The 16,600-nt window shown below is 61.7% G+C and carries 22 protein-coding genes; 19 read left to right on the top strand and 3 right to left on the bottom strand.

Annotated elements, in window-relative coordinates:
• Positions 1 to 20: 20 nt before the first annotated feature.
• The 12 genes from cheR to D781_RS24280 all read left to right on the top strand — a co-directional run bounded on the left by cheR (position 21) and on the right by D781_RS24280 (position 9,441).
• Positions 21 to 881, top strand: a complete 861-nt coding sequence (cheR, locus tag D781_RS13230) for a protein-glutamate O-methyltransferase CheR (RefSeq protein WP_015672843.1) — start codon at positions 21 to 23, stop codon at positions 879 to 881.
• Positions 881 to 1,930 carry a chemotaxis response regulator protein-glutamate methylesterase gene (locus D781_RS13225; protein WP_015672842.1) on the top strand — a complete coding sequence of 350 codons (1,050 nt, stop codon included), beginning with the start codon at positions 881 to 883 and terminating at the stop codon, positions 1,928 to 1,930. Before cheR ends, D781_RS13225 begins: the two co-directional genes overlap by 1 nt.
• A 97-nt stretch (positions 1,931 to 2,027) precedes the next feature.
• On the top strand, positions 2,028 to 2,417 hold the full coding sequence (gene cheY / locus D781_RS13220; protein WP_015672841.1) for a chemotaxis response regulator CheY: 390 nt from the start codon (positions 2,028 to 2,030) through the stop codon (positions 2,415 to 2,417).
• 12 nt (positions 2,418 to 2,429) lie between these two features.
• Positions 2,430 to 3,074 (top strand): protein phosphatase CheZ, encoded by a 645-nt coding sequence (gene cheZ, locus D781_RS13215; RefSeq protein WP_015672840.1) that lies wholly within the window; start codon positions 2,430 to 2,432, stop codon positions 3,072 to 3,074.
• Between the two features lie 130 nt (positions 3,075 to 3,204).
• Entirely contained in the window at positions 3,205 to 3,441 is a 237-nt protein-coding gene (vapB, locus tag D781_RS13210) for a type II toxin-antitoxin system VapB family antitoxin (RefSeq protein ID WP_015672839.1), read from the top strand.
• Entirely contained in the window at positions 3,438 to 3,878 is a 441-nt protein-coding gene (locus D781_RS13205; protein WP_015672838.1) for a type II toxin-antitoxin system VapC family toxin, read from the top strand. Before vapB ends, D781_RS13205 begins: the two co-directional genes overlap by 4 nt.
• A gap of 93 nt (positions 3,879 to 3,971) precedes the next feature.
• Positions 3,972 to 5,123: a flagellar biosynthesis protein FlhB gene (flhB, locus tag D781_RS13200; RefSeq protein WP_015672837.1), complete on the top strand. Its 1,152-nt coding sequence runs from the start codon at positions 3,972 to 3,974 to the stop codon at positions 5,121 to 5,123.
• A complete protein-coding gene (gene flhA / locus D781_RS13195; protein WP_015672836.1) occupies positions 5,116 to 7,197 on the top strand; it encodes a flagellar biosynthesis protein FlhA in 2,082 nt (693 codons plus the stop codon). The genes flhB and flhA overlap by 8 nt, the downstream gene beginning before the upstream one ends.
• 2 nt (positions 7,198 to 7,199) lie before the next feature.
• The gene (locus tag D781_RS13190; RefSeq protein WP_041412140.1) at positions 7,200 to 7,601 is read left to right on the top strand and encodes a flagellar protein FlhE; all 402 of its coding nucleotides are present in this window, start codon (positions 7,200 to 7,202) and stop codon (positions 7,599 to 7,601) included.
• Between the two features lie 138 nt (positions 7,602 to 7,739).
• The gene (hchA, locus tag D781_RS13185) at positions 7,740 to 8,603 is read left to right on the top strand and encodes a glyoxalase III HchA (RefSeq protein ID WP_015672834.1); all 864 of its coding nucleotides are present in this window, start codon (positions 7,740 to 7,742) and stop codon (positions 8,601 to 8,603) included.
• Between the two features lie 5 nt (positions 8,604 to 8,608).
• A complete protein-coding gene (locus tag D781_RS13180) occupies positions 8,609 to 9,319 on the top strand; it encodes a PA1136 family autoinducer-binding transcriptional regulator (RefSeq protein ID WP_015672833.1) in 711 nt (236 codons plus the stop codon).
• Complete coding sequence (locus D781_RS24280) at positions 9,316 to 9,441, top strand: hypothetical protein (RefSeq protein ID WP_255346649.1); 126 nt, start codon at positions 9,316 to 9,318, stop codon at positions 9,439 to 9,441. Before D781_RS13180 ends, D781_RS24280 begins: the two co-directional genes overlap by 4 nt.
• A gap of 154 nt (positions 9,442 to 9,595) precedes the next feature.
• Here D781_RS24280 and flgN read toward each other — a convergent pair whose 3' ends face one another.
• The 3 genes from flgN to flgA all read right to left on the bottom strand — a co-directional run bounded on the left by flgN (position 9,596) and on the right by flgA (position 11,211).
• Positions 9,596 to 10,027 (bottom strand): flagellar export chaperone FlgN, encoded by a 432-nt coding sequence (flgN, locus tag D781_RS13175; RefSeq protein ID WP_015672832.1) that lies wholly within the window; start codon positions 10,025 to 10,027, stop codon positions 9,596 to 9,598.
• Between the two features lie 30 nt (positions 10,028 to 10,057).
• Positions 10,058 to 10,369: a flagellar biosynthesis anti-sigma factor FlgM gene (gene flgM / locus D781_RS13170; RefSeq protein ID WP_015672831.1), complete on the bottom strand. Its 312-nt coding sequence runs from the start codon at positions 10,367 to 10,369 to the stop codon at positions 10,058 to 10,060.
• 191 nt (positions 10,370 to 10,560) lie between these two features.
• Positions 10,561 to 11,211, bottom strand: a complete 651-nt coding sequence (gene flgA, locus D781_RS13165; protein WP_015672830.1) for a flagellar basal body P-ring formation chaperone FlgA — start codon at positions 11,209 to 11,211, stop codon at positions 10,561 to 10,563.
• A gap of 186 nt (positions 11,212 to 11,397) precedes the next feature.
• Here flgA and flgB point away from each other — a divergent pair, with 186 nt between their 5' ends.
• The 7 genes from flgB (at position 11,398) to flgH (ending at position 16,593) form a co-directional block, all read left to right on the top strand.
• Positions 11,398 to 11,808: a flagellar basal body rod protein FlgB gene (gene flgB / locus D781_RS13160; protein ID WP_015672829.1), complete on the top strand. Its 411-nt coding sequence runs from the start codon at positions 11,398 to 11,400 to the stop codon at positions 11,806 to 11,808.
• Positions 11,809 to 11,813: 5 nt separating this feature from the next.
• A complete protein-coding gene (gene flgC, locus D781_RS13155; RefSeq protein ID WP_015672828.1) occupies positions 11,814 to 12,218 on the top strand; it encodes a flagellar basal body rod protein FlgC in 405 nt (134 codons plus the stop codon).
• An 11-nt stretch (positions 12,219 to 12,229) separates the two neighbouring features.
• The gene (gene flgD, locus D781_RS13150; protein WP_015672827.1) at positions 12,230 to 12,919 is read left to right on the top strand and encodes a flagellar hook assembly protein FlgD; all 690 of its coding nucleotides are present in this window, start codon (positions 12,230 to 12,232) and stop codon (positions 12,917 to 12,919) included.
• A 72-nt stretch (positions 12,920 to 12,991) separates the two neighbouring features.
• Positions 12,992 to 14,230: a flagellar hook protein FlgE gene (flgE, locus tag D781_RS13145; RefSeq protein WP_015672826.1), complete on the top strand. Its 1,239-nt coding sequence runs from the start codon at positions 12,992 to 12,994 to the stop codon at positions 14,228 to 14,230.
• Positions 14,231 to 14,254: 24 nt separating this feature from the next.
• On the top strand, positions 14,255 to 15,010 hold the full coding sequence (locus D781_RS13140) for a flagellar basal body rod protein FlgF (RefSeq protein WP_015672825.1): 756 nt from the start codon (positions 14,255 to 14,257) through the stop codon (positions 15,008 to 15,010).
• 10 nt (positions 15,011 to 15,020) lie between these two features.
• Positions 15,021 to 15,803: a flagellar basal-body rod protein FlgG gene (gene flgG / locus D781_RS13135; protein ID WP_004961475.1), complete on the top strand. Its 783-nt coding sequence runs from the start codon at positions 15,021 to 15,023 to the stop codon at positions 15,801 to 15,803.
• Between the two features lie 91 nt (positions 15,804 to 15,894).
• Positions 15,895 to 16,593, top strand: coding sequence for a flagellar basal body L-ring protein FlgH (gene flgH, locus D781_RS13130; RefSeq protein ID WP_199557164.1), 699 nt, complete (start codon positions 15,895 to 15,897; stop codon positions 16,591 to 16,593).
• The last annotated feature ends 7 nt before the right edge of the window (positions 16,594 to 16,600 follow it).

Raw genomic sequence — 16,600 nt, 5'->3', positions numbered from 1 at the left:
TATTTCCCGGGTAAGGCGCAATGAAGCCCTTACCCCACGGCGCGGCGACGCCGCTGGTGCAGATGGCGCAACGCCTGCCGCTGTCCGACGTGCATTTTCGCCGTATCAGTCAGCTGATTTATCAGCGCGCCGGCATCGTGCTGGCGGAGCATAAGCGGGAGATGGTCTACAACCGCCTGGTGCGCCGCCTGCGTCTGCTGGGCATCAATGACTTCGGCAGTTACCTGGCGCAGCTGGAGAGCGACGTCAACAGCGCCGAATGGCAGGCGTTTATCAATGCGCTGACCACCAACCTGACGGCGTTTTTCCGCGAGGCGCACCACTTCCCGATCCTGGCCGAACATGCCCGTTCACGGCCGAACGGCTACAGCGTCTGGAGTACCGCCGCCTCAACCGGCGAAGAGCCGTATTCCATCGCCATCACCCTCAGTGAAACGCTGGGGCAGCGGGGCGGCGGTTTTCAGGTCTGGGCCAGCGATATCGATACGCAGGTGCTGGAGAAGGCGCAGGCGGGCATCTATCGGCAGGAGGATCTGCGCACGCTGACGACGGGACAGCTGCAGCGCTACTTTTTACGCGGCACCGGGCCGCATCAGGGGCTGGTGCGCATCCGGTCGGAGCTGGCGGCGCAGGTGCATTTCCAGCCGCTGAACCTGCTGGCGCCGCAGTGGGATCTGCCGGGGCAGTTCGACGCTATCTTTTGCCGCAACGTGATGATCTATTTCGATAAGGCGACGCAGGAAAAGATCCTGCGTCGGTTTGTTCCCCTACTGAAGCCGGGCGGGCTGATGTTTGCCGGTCATTCCGAAAACTTCAGCCAGATTAGCCGGGATTTCTACTTGCGCGGGCAGACCGTGTATGGCCTGACCAAGGAGAGGTAATGAGTAAAATCAGAGTGTTAAGCGTAGATGATTCTGCCCTGATGCGGCAGCTGATGTGTGAAATCGTCAATAGCCATGCGGATATGGAGATGGTGGCGACCGCGCCGGACCCGCTGGTGGCGCGCGATCTTATCAAGAAATTCAATCCGCAGGTGCTGACGCTGGACGTCGAAATGCCGCGCATGGACGGGCTGGAGTTTCTTGAAAAACTGATGCGTCTGCGACCGATGCCGGTGGTGATGGTGTCGTCGCTGACCGGTAAAGGCTCGGAGATTACGCTGCGGGCGCTGGAGCTGGGAGCGATTGACTTCGTCACCAAGCCGCAGCTGGGCATCCGTGAGGGCATGCTGGCGTACAGCGAGCTGATCGCCGAAAAGATCCGCACCGCCGCCCGCGCGCGCCTGCCACCGCGTACGCGCGCCGCCGCACCGGCGATCCTCAGCCATACGCCGCTGCTCAGCAGCGAAAAGCTGATCGCCATCGGCGCCTCCACCGGCGGCACCGAAGCGATTCGCCAGGTGCTGCAGCCGCTGCCGGCCACCAGCCCGGCGCTGCTGATCACGCAGCATATGCCGCCGGGGTTCACCCGTTCCTTTGCCGAACGCCTGAACAAACTGTGCCAGATCACGGTGAAAGAGGCGCAGGACGGCGAGCGGGTGCTGCCGGGGCACGCCTACATCGCGCCGGGGGATCGCCACCTGGAGCTGACGCGCAGCGGCGCCAACTATCAGGTGAAGCTGCATGACGGGCCGCCGGTCAACCGGCACCGGCCGGCGGTGGACGTGCTGTTCCGTTCGGTGGCGAAGTTTGCCGGACGCAATGCGGTCGGGGTGATCCTGACCGGTATGGGCAACGACGGCGCGGCCGGCATGCTGGAGATGCACCGCGCCGGCGCCTATACCCTGGCGCAGGATGAAGCCAGCTGCGTGGTGTTCGGCATGCCGCGCGAGGCGATCGCCGGCGGCGGCGTCAGCGAGGTGGTGGAACTGGAACGGATGAGCCAGCGCATGCTGGCGCAAATCGCCGGGGGGCAGGCGCTGCGTATCTGACGCCCCGCATGAATTTAGCCGACGTTGTCGGAAGTTCCGGCGGCGCGGCCGTTGTTGCAATTGGCTCAATAATGGGCATCAAACCTTAGGACTAACTATGGCAGATAAAAACCTCAGATTCCTCGTGGTGGACGACTTCTCAACCATGCGTCGCATCGTCAGGAACTTACTGAAAGAGCTGGGTTTCAACAATGTGGAAGAGGCCGAGGACGGCGCCGACGCGCTGGCTAAACTGCAGGCCGGCGGTTTTGACTTTGTGGTCTCCGACTGGAATATGCCGAATATGGACGGCCTGGAGCTGCTGCAGGCGATCCGCGCCGACGGCCAGCTGGCGGCGCTGCCGGTGCTGATGGTGACCGCCGAAGCCAAGAAAGAGAACATCATCGCGGCGGCGCAGGCCGGTGCCAGCGGCTACGTGGTGAAGCCGTTCACGGCGGCGACGCTGGAAGAGAAGCTCAATAAGATCTTTGAAAAACTGGGCATGTAAGGAGAAAGCGCCATGACAAATATTCCGATGCCTGCCAGCGACGCGGCGAGCGCGGGGGAAATTATCGCCCGTATCGGCCAGCTGACGCGGATGCTGCGCGACAGTATGCGCGAGCTGGGGCTTGACCAGGCCATTGCCCAGGCGGCGGAGGCGATACCGGATGCGCGCGACCGGCTGGACTATGTCGTGACCATGACGGCGCAGGCAGCGGAACGCGCCCTGAACTGCGTCGAAGCGGCGCAGCCGCGTCAGGCGGCGCTGGAAACGGGCGCTGCGGCGCTTCAGACGCGCTGGGATGCGTGGTTCGCCGACCCGATCGAGCTGGCGGATGCGCGCGTGCTGGTGAGCGATACCCGCCAGTACCTGGCGCAGGTGCCCGAGCACACCGCCTTTACCAACGCGCAGCTGCTGGAAATCATGATGGCGCAGGATTTCCAGGACCTGACCGGGCAGGTGATCAAACGCATGATGACCGTGGTGCAGGAGATCGAAAAACAGCTGCTGATGGTGCTGATGGAGAATATTCCGGAACAGCCGGCGAAAGAGAAGCGGCCAAATGACAGCCTGCTCAACGGCCCGCAGCTCGATCAAAACGGCGTCGGCGTTATCGCCAATCAGGAGCAGGTGGACGACCTGCTCGACAGCCTCGGTTTCTGAGCGACACCGGGCGCGGGTCACCGCGTCCGGTGATATTTTTGCGAAACATTGCGCATCCTGCAAAGTATATAGCATTGCTATATACATGAGGTTGATTATAATTTAACCCATAACGTCAGGAGGTGAAAAAATGACTATCGGTTCCGTTTTTACCAATAATCGCTCGCAGGCGGTACGTTTGCCGGCAGAGGCGCGTTTTCCTGATTCGGTGTCGAAGGTGACGGTGCGTGTGGTGGGTAAAGAGCGCGTTCTGGCCCCGGTGGAAAATACCTGGGACAGCTTTTTTGACCAGGAGAGCCTGCCAGGTGATGATTTTCTGAATGAAAGAGCCGCGCAGTATCAGGCAGAGCGGGAAAGTTTTGAATGATCACGCATATGCTGGATACCAATATTGTCATCTATGTGATCAAGCGTCGACCGCGTGAAGTACTGGCGGTATTTAATCAGCACGCAGGAAAAATGGCGATATCTGCCGTGACCTATGGTGAGCTTGTGCACGGTGTGGAAAAGAGCGCCAGGCAGGTTGAGAATCTGCGCGTCGTCGAGGATTTTGTTTCCCGGCTGGACGTTTTGCCCTACACCGACAAGGCGGCTGCTCACTATGGCAATATTCGCGCCGATCTTGAGCGTAAAGGCACGCCGATTGGGGTTAATGACCTGCATATCGCCGGCCATGCCCGCAGTGAAGGCTTGGTATTGGTCAGCAATAATTTGCGCGAGTTTGCCCGCATCGACGGTCTGAGGCTGGAAAACTGGTTGTCATCGCCAATCATTCCGCCATCTCGTCCCTCATCCTCGAAATAACTCATCTTTTCCCACGCTGTTCCATCAATAAACTCCGCGTTTTTTTGTCATGCTGATCGCCATTTTATTCCTTCCCGGCACGGTGAGCAGACGGTGGCTGAAGAGAGCGATCTGGAAAAAAGCGAGGCCCCCACGCCCCACCGCTTGGAGAAGGCGCGGAAAGAGGGGCAAATCCCGCGTTCGCGTGAACTGACCTCGATGCTGATGCTGATCGCCGGGCTGGCGTGTCTGTGGCTGGGGGGCAGCAATATGGCCCGGGAGCTGTCGCAGATGCTGGCCGGCGGGCTGCATTTTGACCACGGCATGGTGAATAACGATCGGCAGATGCTGCGCCAGCTGGGCACGCTGCTGCGTCAGGCGGTCTGGGCGCTGTTGCCGGTGCTGGCGGGGCTGGTGCTGGTGGCGCTGACCGCGCCGATGCTGCTGGGCGGCCTGCTGTTCAGCGCCAAATCGCTCAAGTTCGATCTCAAACGGCTGAACCCGCTGTCCGGTCTGAAACGCATCTTTTCCAGCCAGGTGCTGGCGGAGCTGCTCAAGGGCGTGCTCAAGGCGCTGCTGGTGGGCTGGGTGACCGGTCTGTATCTGTGGCACAACTGGGCGGCGATGCTGCACCTGGTGACGCAGCAGCCGCTGGATGCGATGGGCAATGCGCTGCAGATGGTGGTGTTTTGCGGGCTGCTGGTGGTGCTCGGCCTGGTGCCGATGGTGGCATTCGACGTGTTTTATCAGCTGTGGAGCCACTTCAAAAAACTGAAGATGACCAAACAGGATATCCGCGACGAGTTCAAGGAGCAGGAGGGGGATCCGCACGTGAAGGGGCGGATCCGCCAGCAGCAGCGGGCCGCCGCCCGTCGCCGCATGATGGCGGATGTGCCGAAGGCGGACGTGATTGTCACCAACCCGACGCACTACGCGGTGGCACTGCAGTACAACGATAAGCAAATGAGCGCGCCGAAGGTGCTGGCGAAAGGCGCCGGCGACATAGCGCTGCGCATCCGCGAGCTGGCGGGAGAGCACCGCATCCCGCTGCTGGAAGCGCCGCCGCTGGCGCGGGCGCTGTACCGCCACAGCGAGATTGGCCAACATATTCCCACCACCCTGTACGCCGCGGTTGCCGAAGTGCTGGCCTGGGTGTATCAGCTGCGCCGCTGGCAGCGGGAAGGGGGACTGATTCCGAAAAAACCTGAACATTTACCGGTGCCGGACGCACTGGACTTTGCTGGAGAAAGTAACGCTGATGGCTAATTTTGCCTCCCTGCTTCGTTTGCCGGGGAATTTTAAAGATACGCAGTGGCAGGTGCTCGCCGGCCCGGTGCTGATTCTGCTGATTCTGTCGATGATGGTGCTGCCGCTGCCGTCGTTTATTCTTGACCTGTTGTTCACCTTCAATATCGCGCTGTCGATTATGGTGCTGCTGGTGGCGATGTTCACTCAGCGGACGCTGGAGTTCGCCGCTTTTCCCACCATTTTGCTGTTCTCAACCCTGCTGCGCCTGTCGCTTAACGTGGCCTCGACCCGCATCATCCTGATGGAGGGGCATACCGGCTCCGCCGCGGCGGGGCGGGTGGTGGAGGCCTTCGGCCATTTTCTGGTCGGCGGCAACTTCGCCATCGGCATCGTGGTGTTTATCATTCTGGTGCTGATTAACTTTATGGTGATCACCAAGGGGGCGGGGCGCATTGCCGAAGTTGGTGCGCGCTTTGTATTGGATGGCATGCCGGGCAAACAGATGGCGATCGACGCCGATCTGAACGCCGGGCTGATTGGCGAAGAAGAGGCGAAAAAACGCCGCGCCGAGGTGACGCAGGAGGCGGATTTCTACGGCTCAATGGACGGCGCCAGTAAATTTGTGCGCGGCGATGCGATTGCCGGCCTGATGATTATGGTACTGAACGTGGTCGGCGGCCTGCTGGTCGGCGTGGCGCAGCACGGCATGCCGCTGGGCGCGGCGGCGGAAAGCTATACGCTGCTGACCATCGGCGACGGGCTGGTGGCGCAGATCCCGGCGCTGGTGATCTCTACCGCCGCGGGGGTGATCGTTACCCGCGTAGCGACCGATCAGGACGTCGGCGAGCAGATGGTCGGCCAGCTGTTCAATAATCCGCGCGTTATGCTGCTCAGCGCCGGGGTGCTGGGGCTGTTGGGGCTGGTGCCGGGCATGCCGAACCTGGTGTTCCTGCTGTTTACCGCCGGACTGCTGGGGCTGGCCTGGTGGCTGCGCGGTCGCGAACAGCAGGCACCGCGCCAGCCGGAAACGTCGGCCGCGCCGCAGGATAATCCGCAGGCGCTGGAGGCCAGTTGGTCGGACGTTCAGCTGGAAGATCCGTTGGGGATGGAGGTGGGCTACCGGTTGATCCCCATGGTGGACTTCCAACAGGATGGCGAACTGCTGGGGCGTATCCGCAGTATCCGTAAAAAATTCGCCCAGGAAATGGGCTATCTGCCGCCGGTGGTGCATATCCGCGACAACCTTGAGCTGCCGCCGGCCCGCTATTGCATTCTGATGAAAGGGGTGGAGATCGGCAGCGGCGAGGCGCATCCGGGGCGCTGGCTGGCGATTAATCCCGGCAACGCGGCGGGCGAGCTGCCCGGCGAGAAAACCGTCGATCCGGCCTTCGGTCTCGAGGCGGTGTGGATCGACAGCGCACTGCGTGAGCAGGCGCAGATTCAGGGCTTTACGGTGGTGGAGGCCAGCACCGTGGTGGCGACCCACCTCAATCATCTGATCGGCCAGTTCGCCAGCGAGCTGTTCGGCCGTCAGGAAACGCAGCAACTGCTGGATCGCGTAACCCAGGATATGCCGAAGCTGACCGAGGACTTCGTGCCCGGCGTGGTATCGCTGACTACGCTGCACAAGGTGCTGCAAAACCTGCTGGCGGAACGTATTTCGATTCGTGATATGCGCACCATTATTGAAACGCTGGTGGAGCACGCGCCGACGCAGAGCGACCCGTATGAGCTGACCGCCGCGGTGCGCGTTGCGCTGGGACGGGCGATCACCCAGCAGTGGTTCCCAGGCAACGGGGAAATACAGGTGATTGGCCTGGATACCCAGCTGGAACGCCTGCTGCTGCAGGCGCTGCAGAACGGCGGCGGGCTGGAGCCGGGGCTGGCTGAACGGCTGCTGGAACAGGCGCAGCAGGCGCTGCAGCGTCAGGAGATGCTCAGCGCGCCGCCGGTGCTGCTGGTCAACCACGCGCTGCGGCCGCTGCTGTCGCGCTTCCTGCGCCGCAGTCTGCCGCAGCTGGTGGTGCTGTCGAATTTGGAGATCAATGATGAGCGCCAGATCCGCATGACCGCCACCATCGGTGCCGCCTGATGATGCGCCTGTGGCTGCTGCTGTTACTGTGCGGCGCGCCGGCGGCGCAGGCGGTTTCCGGCTCCTGGGCGGCCGACGCGTTGGGGGCGACGCTGGGCTACGGCGGCATCAGCGCGCAGTCGTCCGCGCTGCGGCCGCCGAATGCGCTGCCGGACGATCGGGCGCGCATCGTCAGCGTCAGCTGGCGCTATTTGCTGACGTCGCCGCCGCCGGCCGGTTTACAGGTGCAGCTATGCATCCCGGGGCGCTGCGTGCCGCTGGCGGGCGCCAGCGGTACCACGCAGGCGTTTGCCGGCGCGCCGGCGGCCAGCGAGCTGCGCTTTGGCTATGTGGTGCAGACGCGCGGCGCGCTGTTTCCCCCGCTGCGGGTGCTCAGCAATCAGGTGATCGTCAATTACCAATAGCTCCGCAGCCAATCCATCCGGTTCATCATATCCTTGGGGTAGGGGAGCGCGCTGCCGGGTTGAGGGATATCCCTCATTTACAGGTGAGTTCAACCTTCTATAGTTAGATGGTCAATCCATACAGCACCGGAGGCAACCATGGCAAACGTACAAGCCGGCAATAAACACCCGACCCCAGATCCCGCAGAGGACAATGCGTTCTTCCCCTCGCCCTATTCACTAAGCCAGTTTACTTCGCCGAAATCTGACCTGAGCGATGCAAATTATCTTGATCCCTATACCGGCGGTCGCTGGAAGATCCTGGTGGTTGGCGCAGATGAACGCTATCTGCTTACGGATAATGGCACCATGTTTTCGACGGGAAACCACCCAGTGGAAACGCTTTTGCCGATGTATCATCTGGACAAAGCCGGTTTTTCTTTCGATATCGCTACGCTTTCCGGCAACCCGGTTAAATTTGAGTACTGGGCGATGCCATCGGAAGACGAAGAAGTAAAGGGATTGTTCGCCAAATATCGTGACCAGTTCAAGGAGCCTTTGAAGCTTGCAGACGTTGTAGAAAAAGCGCTTGGCGATGATTCAGACTATATCGGGGTGTTTATTCCTGGAGGGCATGGTGCCTTGATCGGTCTGCCTGAAAGCCGGGAGATGAAAGCCGTCCTTGAATGGGCTGTTGCACATGACAAGTTCATAATCTCGCTCTGCCATGGGCCGGCGGCCTTCCTTTCTGTTGGCAACAACCCAAACTTTTCAGGTTACAAGATCTGTGCCTTCCCCGATGCTCTCGACGCCCAGACCCCGGACATTGGCTACATGCCCGGTCATCTGACGTGGAAGTTCGGAGAAAAGCTGAAAGCACTTGGCTTCGACATTGTGAATACGGATATTTCAGGTGCCACGCATCAGGATCGGAAGATGCTGACGGGTGATAGCCCTCTGGCTGGGAACAATCTTGGAAAGCTGGCGGCCAAAGCCCTGCTTGACGAGGTTGGCAAAAAGTAAAATCTATGCCGGTAGACGACGCGATTCGAGCTGCAATGATTATTGAAGGCTGCCATAGTCTGGCAGCCATTCAAGACGCAGTTCGCACTTTCTCAAAACCGTACGGTTATGATCGCTATGTACTGTACTCCGCCAGCTCAATGAGCGATGAAATTGTAGAGCGTATCTACTGGGTAGAAGGGGACTGGTTTGGCGATGGCGAGGCCGTCGATGCTACGACCTACATTCGCCGTTGCCCGGTGACACGACATATTTTGGCGGTGGACGCGCCTTTTTTCTGGACCAAAGTTTCAGATAAACCGGGAGAGCGGTATCGCGTCGTTCGCAAACCTCAAGGGCCAGGTATCCATGGTCTGCAAATCCCGGTCTTCGGACCACACGGATTGGCAGGTGCCATGAGCCTTGGCGGAGAAAGAATCGATGCATCTTCTAAGGCCCGTCTATCACTACATGTAGTGGCAACATCCGCTTTTTTCTCGGCCCGGAGGTTGATGGAATTGCCCATGGGAGAGGAAAGTAGGCAGCTTTCAAAACGCGAATGTGAGATCCTGGCATGGACGGCTGTCGGCAGGCGACAGGCTGACATTGCAGCCACTCTCGGGCTATCCATACGCACGGTAGAAAACCACCTCCGTCGAGCCCGTCACCGTCTTGGTGTGGCAACCACCGCCGAAGCCGTCAGAATGGCGATTCGTAACGGTGACATCGAGGGGTGATCCGCTTCGGGCATCCGCCGTTTTCCGATTTCCACGCCAAAGTCAGCGAGCAGGACGGGGAGTTGATTCGCGGCAGCAAACTGTTTCCGGACGGTCGCCGCCGTATTCTGACGAAGTCGTAACCAACGGGTATATCTAAGAGGGCTGCCGTTTGGTTTCGCCGCGTCAGGTTATATCGTGGCCGGCTTCGGGGTTGGCGTGCTGTTTAGCCTCTGCGCCGCGCTGGGGCGCCGTGCGTCTGGAGTCCGCTGGCGAAGGTTCCCTGACGGCGCAGGGTTACACGCCGATTTTTCGCCCCAGCAGGCTGCCGCCGCGCGACTGGCCGTCTGGGCCGTACAGGGTTTTATTCTGTTTGTTCAGTACCGCCAGCGCCTGTGCGTTGTGCTCGATATGGCGGCCCAGCAGCAGACCGTTGTGCTGGTTTTGCTCACGCAGCTGTTGGCTCAGCTGCTGCACCTGCCGCCAGCGCGCCGCCAGCGCGTCGTGGCTGGCATAGGGCGCTTTCAGGTCGCGACTTTCCAACTGTTGCCGCTGCTGTTCCTGATGGCTGACCGTCGCCAGCAGCTGGTTTTTGTTATCGGTGACGCGCTGCAGCGCCGGACCCGGCAGGCGGCTGGCGCACAGCAGGGCGTGTTCTTCCGCCAGCGTGCTCTCCAGCTCGCCGAGCGTTGCCAACAGCTTGTCCAGCTGCAGTGTCAGGCTTTCCATGGTGTTGATTTACCTTTTCTTCCCAGGGTTTTAGCGTGAACCGGAGGTCCACTGGCTGTCGTTTTGCATTTCCTGCAGCAGCGCGTCGGCGATTTTGCCGGCGTCCATGGTGAGATCGCCGCTGCGAATCGCCTGTTTAATCGCCTCGACCCGGTTCATATCGATATCCTGGCTGCCGGGCTGCATCAGCTGCGCCTGCGCGTCGCTGAGCCTGACCTGCGTCGCGCTGTGGCCGTTTTCCGCCTGGGCGTTTTTACGCGCTTTCAACGGCGTTTCCGCCGCGGTGTCGCGGGGCTGCACGGCGGAAATTGCCTGCAGCCGCTGGGTGCGATCGATACTCATGTTTACTCTCCATCTACGTTGCCGCATGCGCGACGACGGAAGTCGTTATTGCTCTGGCCGCCCGGCAGAGGGCCGGCCGATGCCGTTGATAGTGTAACTATCGGCAGGCCGGCGTAAATCTTTATACCCAGCGTAATTCCTTTCCTTGTCGCCTTTCTGCAATTTGAATGAATAGGGTGAGGCGCCTACTTTCATAACGTAATGCGGATGTCGCCGTTCTCATCGACCGTGCCGCTGACGATCCGCCCGGAAGCCATGCGCACCCGCACGTTCTCATCGGCGGCGGCGTTATTCATCGCCTTGCCGTTGCCGCTGATGTTAAACCCTTCACCCTGAACCCACACCTGCACCGGCTGTCCGGCCTTCACCCGCCAAGGGCGGCGCAGCATCGGGGTGGTCAGCGGCTGGCCGCGGCCGATATTGCGCAGGCTGACGGCGCCGAGGGCGCGGCGTTCGTCGCCGAGCGCGCGCGGCGGCAGCGTATCCAGCCGACCGCGCACGGTTTTAATGTCCGCAGCCGTCAACGCCTGGCCGCTGCGGATGGCGCGCGCGGCCACCAGATAGCGGCCGGTCGCCGCCACCTGCGCCTGAATAAAACGACGCTCGTCGCCGCAGCGGGCGGAGAGGGTTACGGCGCCCCAGAGGCGGGCGCTCTGCGTCAGCGCCAGCTGCGGCGCGGCGCAGGATGGCCACTGTGTTGCCGGCGTACGCACCTTGACGCTGACCGTCACCGGACTGCCGGCAAACTGCGCCTTGATAAAGCGTTCGACCTGGCCGCCGAAATCGTCGGCGCTGGCCGGTAACGCCGGCAGCAGCGCCAGCAGCATAACTCGTAATCGCAACCCCGACCTCCCGGTTCTTATCCGCGCCAACGCCGCCGCGGCGACCTGTCTGATAGGCGATAGTGTACCCGGAGTCCGTGCCGGCTAAGCGGGCAAATAGCGACGCATTTGACGTTTATTCTCACGATAGGTTGGCCATAGCGACGTTTATGCTGTCGGCTCCAAATTCTAACCTCGTGAGGGAGCATGCTCGACAAACTGGACGCCAGCCTGCGTTTCGGTCAGGAGGCGCTGAACCTGCGCGCGCAGCGCCAGGAGATCCTGGCGGGCAATATCGCCAACGCCGACACGCCGGGTTATCAGGCCCGGGATATTGATTTCGCCAGCCAGCTGAACAAGGTGATGGCGCAGGGACGGCCCGGCGGCAGCGGCGTGGCGCTCAGCCTGACCTCGGCGCGCCATATTCCGGCGCAGAACCTGCAGCCGCCGCAGCTGGAGCTGCTGTACCGGGTGCCGGATCAGCCGGCGGGCGACGGCAACACGGTGGATATGGACCGCGAACGCACCAACTTTGCCGATAACAGCCTGAAATACCAAACCGATCTGACGCTGCTCACCGGTCAGATCAAAGGCATGATGTCGGTGATTCAAGGATAAGGCGTATGTCACTACTGAACATTTTTGATATTTCCGGCTCGGCGCTGAGCGCGCAGTCGCAGCGGCTGAACGTCAGCGCCAGCAACATGGCCAACGCCGACAGCGTCACCGGGCCGGACGGTCAGCCGTACCGCGCCAAACAGGTGGTGTTTGAAGTGGCCGCCGCGGCCGGCCAGCCGACCGGCGGCGTACGCGTCGCGCAGGTGGTGGAGGATCCGGCGCCGGCGCGCATGATGTATCAGCCGGGCAACCCACTGGCGGACGCCCGTGGCTACGTCAAGATGCCGAACGTTGACGTAGTCGGCGAAATGGTCAACACCATCTCGGCCTCGCGCAGCTACCAGGCTAACGTCGAGGTGCTGAACACCACCAAGTCGATGATGATGAAAACCCTCACGCTGGGTCAATAACCGGAGCTTTTATGGGCATTGCCGCAACCACCAATGAACCGCTGGACAACACCGTCGCCGGCGCCAACGCCAGAAGCGGCGTGGGCGGCAACAGCAGCCAGGATCTGCAAAACAGTTTCCTGACCCTGCTGGTGGCGCAGCTGAAAAACCAGGATCCGACCAACCCGATGCAGAATAACGAACTGACGACCCAGTTGGCGCAGATCAACACCGTTAGCGGCATCGAAAAACTCAACACCACGCTCGGCTCGATTTCCGGCCAGATCAACAGCAACCAGTCACTGCAGGCCAGCGCGCTGATTGGCCACGGCGTGATGGTGCCGGGTAAAGACATCCTGGTGGGCAGTAAAGAGGGCAAGGTCAGCACTACGCCGTTCGGCGTTGAGCTGGAGCGCGCCGCCGACAGCGTCACCGCCACCGTCAGCGACGCCAGCGGCAAGGTGGTGCGCACCATCGAGATCGGCGGTCTGAGCGCCGGGGTGCACGCCTTTACCTGGGACGGCACGCTGGAAGACGGTAGCAACGCGCCGGACGGCGCCTATACCGTCGCCATTAACGCCAAGGGCGGCGGCGAACAGCTGGTGGCGAACCCGCTGCGCTTCGCCATGGTGAACGGCGTTACCCGCGGCGCGGACGGCGCCAAGCTGGACCTCGGCCTGGCGGGCAGCGCCACGCTGGAAGATGTACGCCAGATCTTATAACCGGCAGTGTCTGCCGCGTGTATTCAGCGACGGCAGTTTTAACGTACCTATTTTGTTTTTTGGAGACTACACATGGCTTTTTCTCAGGCAGTCAGCGGCCTTAATGCGGCGGCGACCAACCTCGACGTGATCGGCAACAATATCGCCAACTCCGCCACCGCCGGGTTTAAATCCGGCAGCGTATCCTTTGCCGATATGTTCGCCGGCTCGCAGGTCGGGCTGGGGGTCAAAGTGGCGGGCATCACGCAAAACTTTAACGGCGGCACGCCGACCAGCACCAACCGCGCGCTGGATATCGCCATTACCGAAAGCGGCTTCTTCCGCATGCAGGACAGCGACGGCGGTATTTTCTATACCCGCAACGGCCAGTTCAAACTGGATGAAAACCGCAACCTGGTGAATATGCAGGGCCTGAAGCTGACCGGCTACCCGGCAGCCGGTACGCCGCCGACCATCCAGCAGGGGGCGGATCCGCAGCCGCTGAGCATCCCTGAAGGAATGATGAACGCCAAGGCGTCCACCTCCGGCGCGATGGTGACCAACCTGAAGTCCACCCACAAGGTGCCGGAGAACGCGACCTTCGATCCGACCAAGGCGGATTCCTACAACTACGTCAACACCATCACCACCTACGATTCGCTGGGCAACGCGCACAACATTAACGCCTATTTCGTTAAAACCGCCGACAACAAATGGGACGTCTACACCCAGGACGGCAGCGTTGACGGCGCACCGGCCGCCAAGGCCGGCAGCCTGAACTTCAACACCAGCGGCACCCTGACGGAAACCCTGGACGCCGCCGGCAACCCGAGCGCCACGGCGTTCAGCCTGACGATCCCGATGTCGGCCAAAGACGGCGCGCCGGCGCAGGACTTCACCCTCAGTTTTGCCGGCAGCATGCAGCAGAACGTCGGCAGAGATTCGGTGAGCAAAGTATCGCAGGACGGTTACAGCGCCGGCGAATACACCAACTTCCAGATTGAACAGGACGGCACGGTGGTCGGCCTGTATTCCAACCAGCAAAAGCAGGTGCTGGGGCAGATCGTGCTGGCTAACTTCTCCAACCCGGAAGGGCTGGCGTCGCAGGGCGACAACGTGTGGCAGGAAACCGGCGCGTCCGGCCAGGCGCGCGTCGGCGTGGCGGGCGGCGGCGGCTTCGGCAAGCTGACCAGCGGTGCGCTGGAGTCCTCCAACGTCGATCTGAGTCAGGAACTGGTCAATATGATCGTCGCGCAGCGCAACTACCAGTCGAACGCGCAGACCATCAAGACGCAGGACTCTATCCTGCAGACGCTGGTCAGCCTGCGCTGACGGCGCGGTTAAAGGAAGCGAGTTATGGATCACGCGATTTATACCGCGATGGGCGCGGCGCGCCAGACGCTGGACCAGCAGGCGATCACCGCCAACAACCTGGCCAACGCTTCGACGCCGGGTTTCCGCGCCCAGCTGGCGGCACTGCGCGCGGTGCCGGTCGACGGGCCGAGCCTGCCGACGCGCACGCTGGTCGCCGCCTCGACGCCGGGCGCCGATATGCGTCAGGGGGCGCTCAACTACACCGCGCGGCCGCTGGACGTGGCGCTGCAGCAGGATGGTTTTCTGGCGGTGCAGCTGGCCGGCGGCGGCGAGGCCTACACCCGCAACGGCAATATCCAGATTTCCGCCGAGGGGCAGCTGACGGTGCAGGGGCGGCCGCTGCTGGGCGACGGCGGGCCGATCGAGGTGCCGCCGCAGTCCGAGATCACCATTGCCGCCGACGGCACCATCTCGGCGCTTAATCCGGGCGACCCGCCCAATACCATTGCGCAGATTGGCCGGCTGAAGCTGGTTAAGGCGGAGGCCGCCGAGGTGGCGCGCGGCGATGACGGCCTGTTCCATCTGACGCCGGCAAGCCGGCAGCAGCGTGGTAACCAGTTGGAAAACGACCCGCTGGTGCGGGTGATGCCCGGCGTGCTGGAGGGCAGTAACGTCAATCCGACGGAAACCATGGTTGATATGATCGCCAACGCCCGCCGTTTCGAAATGCAGATGAAGGTCATCCACAGCGTGGATGAGAATGCACAACGCGCCAACTCGCTGCTGTCAGTGAGCTAAGGAAAACAACATGATCCCATCATTATGGATTGCCAAAACCGGTCTGGACGCGCAGCAGACCAATATGGACGTGATCGCCAACAACCTGGCGAACGTCAGCACCAACGGCTTCAAGCGCCAGCGCGCGGTGTTTGAAGATCTGCTGTACCAGACCATGCGCCAGCCGGGGGCGCAGTCCTCCGAGCAGACCACGCTGCCGTCGGGGCTGCAGATCGGCACCGGCGTGCGGCCGGTGGCCACCGAGCGGCTGCACAGCCAGGGCAACCTGTCGCAGACCAACAACAGTAAAGACGTGGCGATCAAGGGGCAGGGCTATTTTCAGGTGATGCTGCCGGACGGCAGTCAGGCCTATACCCGCGACGGCTCGTTCCAGATTGACCAGAACGGCCAGCTGGTGACCGCCAGCGGTTTTCAGGTGCAGCCGGCGATCACCATTCCCGCCAACGCCCTGAGCATTACCGTGGGGCGCGACGGCATCGTCAGCGTGACCCAGCAGGGGCAGACGGCGGCCCAGCAGGTCGGCCAGCTGACGCTGACCACCTTTATCAACGACAGCGGTCTGGAGAGCGTTGGGGAAAACCTGTATCAGGAAACCGAAAGCTCCGGCGCGCCGAATGAGAGCACGCCGGGGCTGAACGGCGCCGGACTGCTGTATCAGGGCTATGTGGAAACCTCCAACGTCAACGTGGCGGAAGAGCTGGTGAACATGATCCAGGTGCAGCGCGCGTATGAAATCAACAGCAAGGCGGTCTCTACCTCCGATCAGATGCTGCAGAAACTGACGCAGCTGTAACCGACGCAGACGCATCAGGGCGCAGCCCGCTGCGCCCGCTTAACTTTTGTAAACAAAGGCGATATTTGTTGTGCTAACCACTCTTTTGACGCTGCGCCGGCCATCGCAGGGCAAATACGCGCTGGCCGTTACGGCGCTGCTGGCGCTCAGCGGCTGTGCCTACATGCCGCACAAACCGCTGGTCGACGGGGCCACCAGCGCGCAGCCGGCGCCGGCGACCGCGCCGGTGGCGAACGGCTCGATTTTTCAGACGGTGCAGCCGATGAACTACGGCTACCAACCGCTGTTTGAGGACCGGCGGCCGCGCAATATCGGCGATACCCTGACCATCGTGCTGCAGGAAAACGTCAGCGCCAGCAAGAGCTCGTCAGCCAACGCCAGCCGCAACGGCGCCAGCAAATTCGGCGTTGCCACCGCGCCGCGCTACCTCAGCGGGCTGTTCGGCAATGCGCGCGCCGATATGGAGATGTCCGGCGACAGCAGCTTCGGCGGTAAAGGCGGGGCGAACGCCAACAACACCTTTAACGGCACCATTACCGTCACCGTCAACCAGCTGCTGGCCAACGGCAACCTGCACGTAGTGGGAGAAAAACAGATCGCCATCAATCAGGGCACCGAGTTTATCCGCTTCTCCGGCGTGGTGAACCCGCGCACCATCAGCGGCAATAACTCCGTGACCTCGACTCAGGTGGCGGACGCCCGCATTGAGTACGTCGGCAACGGCTATATCAACGAAGCGCAGAGCATGGGCTGGCTGCAACGCTTCTTCCTCAACCTCTCCCCGTATTAAGGAATCG

This window comes from Serratia sp. FGI94 (assembly GCF_000330865.1).
GTDB classification, from domain to species: Bacteria; Pseudomonadota; Gammaproteobacteria; order Enterobacterales; family Enterobacteriaceae; genus Serratia_B; species Serratia_B rubidaea.
Note: the sequence above shows the minus strand (reverse complement) of the source record. Positions and strands in the feature narration are given on the sequence as shown.

Coding starts and splice junctions, on each gene's coding strand:
- flgD (WP_015672827.1), top strand. CDS start 12,230: ATGGGCATTGCCGCAACCACCAATGAACCGCTGGACAACACCGTCGCC.
- flgG (WP_004961475.1), top strand. CDS start 15,021: ATGATCCCATCATTATGGATTGCCAAAACCGGTCTGGACGCGCAGCAG.
- flgM (WP_015672831.1), bottom strand. CDS start 10,369: ATGAGTATCGATCGCACCCAGCGGCTGCAGGCAATTTCCGCCGTGCAG.
- D781_RS13140 (WP_015672825.1), top strand. CDS start 14,255: ATGGATCACGCGATTTATACCGCGATGGGCGCGGCGCGCCAGACGCTG.
- flgB (WP_015672829.1), top strand. CDS start 11,398: ATGCTCGACAAACTGGACGCCAGCCTGCGTTTCGGTCAGGAGGCGCTG.
- cheZ (WP_015672840.1), top strand. CDS start 2,430: ATGACAAATATTCCGATGCCTGCCAGCGACGCGGCGAGCGCGGGGGAA.
- D781_RS13225 (WP_015672842.1), top strand. CDS start 881: ATGAGTAAAATCAGAGTGTTAAGCGTAGATGATTCTGCCCTGATGCGG.
- D781_RS13180 (WP_015672833.1), top strand. CDS start 8,609: ATGCCGGTAGACGACGCGATTCGAGCTGCAATGATTATTGAAGGCTGC.
- flgN (WP_015672832.1), bottom strand. CDS start 10,027: ATGGAAAGCCTGACACTGCAGCTGGACAAGCTGTTGGCAACGCTCGGC.
- vapB (WP_015672839.1), top strand. CDS start 3,205: ATGACTATCGGTTCCGTTTTTACCAATAATCGCTCGCAGGCGGTACGT.
- flgE (WP_015672826.1), top strand. CDS start 12,992: ATGGCTTTTTCTCAGGCAGTCAGCGGCCTTAATGCGGCGGCGACCAAC.
- flhA (WP_015672836.1), top strand. CDS start 5,116: ATGGCTAATTTTGCCTCCCTGCTTCGTTTGCCGGGGAATTTTAAAGAT.
- D781_RS13205 (WP_015672838.1), top strand. CDS start 3,438: ATGATCACGCATATGCTGGATACCAATATTGTCATCTATGTGATCAAG.
- cheY (WP_015672841.1), top strand. CDS start 2,028: ATGGCAGATAAAAACCTCAGATTCCTCGTGGTGGACGACTTCTCAACC.
- D781_RS13190 (WP_041412140.1), top strand. CDS start 7,200: ATGCGCCTGTGGCTGCTGCTGTTACTGTGCGGCGCGCCGGCGGCGCAG.
- cheR (WP_015672843.1), top strand. CDS start 21: ATGAAGCCCTTACCCCACGGCGCGGCGACGCCGCTGGTGCAGATGGCG.
- flgC (WP_015672828.1), top strand. CDS start 11,814: ATGTCACTACTGAACATTTTTGATATTTCCGGCTCGGCGCTGAGCGCG.
- hchA (WP_015672834.1), top strand. CDS start 7,740: ATGGCAAACGTACAAGCCGGCAATAAACACCCGACCCCAGATCCCGCA.